This window comes from Pseudomonas cichorii, from assembly GCF_003700275.1.
Classification (GTDB): domain Bacteria; phylum Pseudomonadota; class Gammaproteobacteria; order Pseudomonadales; family Pseudomonadaceae; genus Aquipseudomonas; species Aquipseudomonas cichorii_B.
The window spans coordinates 30,854-31,482 of sequence record NZ_RBRE01000005.1 but is presented as its reverse complement, the minus strand read 5'-3'; the positions used below and the strand labels follow the sequence as shown (position 1 = coordinate 31,482).

Sequence of the window (629 nt, the reverse complement as noted above, 5' to 3'; positions counted from 1 at the left end):
GGCAAACGCCTGACCCGCTACGCGGTGACCCTGCGCCCGCAACTGTCCTACCTGGCGCACCGCATCAACCAGCGCATCTTCCAGAACCTTTCGGTACCGAAGATCATCGGCCTGGTCCTCGAAGAACATGGCATCCAGAGCAACGCCTACACCTTCACCCTCGGCTCGGTCTACCCCGAGCGCGTGTACTGCGTGCAGTACGACGAGTCCGACCTGCACTTCATCCAGCGCCTGTGCGAGGAAGAAGGGATTCACTACCACTTCCAGCACAGCGCCACGGGCCACAAGCTGGTGTTCGGCGATGACCAGACGGTGTTCCCGAAACTGGCGCCCGTGGCCTACCAGCAAGACTCGGGCATGGTCGCCAACGACCCGGTGATCAAACGCTTCGACCTGCGCCTGGAAACCCGCACCAGCCGCACTACGCGCCGTGACTACGACTTCGAGAAGCCGCGCCTGACCCTGGAAAGCGAGAACCGTGGCGACGCACTGCCGGACCTCGAAGATTACGACTATCCGGGCCGCTTCGTGGACCGCGAGCGTGGCAAGCACCTGGCCAAGCGCGCCCTGGAACGCCATCGCAGCGACTTCCAGTTGGTCGAAGGCAAGAGCGATCAGCCGTTGCTGGT

The 629-nt window shown here is 63.3% G+C and carries 1 protein-coding gene; it reads left to right on the top strand.

Annotation, left to right across the window (positions count from 1 at the left end):
* Positions 1-629, top strand: a 629-nt coding sequence (gene tssI / locus ALQ04_RS27095; RefSeq protein WP_259644872.1) for a type VI secretion system tip protein TssI/VgrG, incomplete at both ends; no start/stop codon positions are given.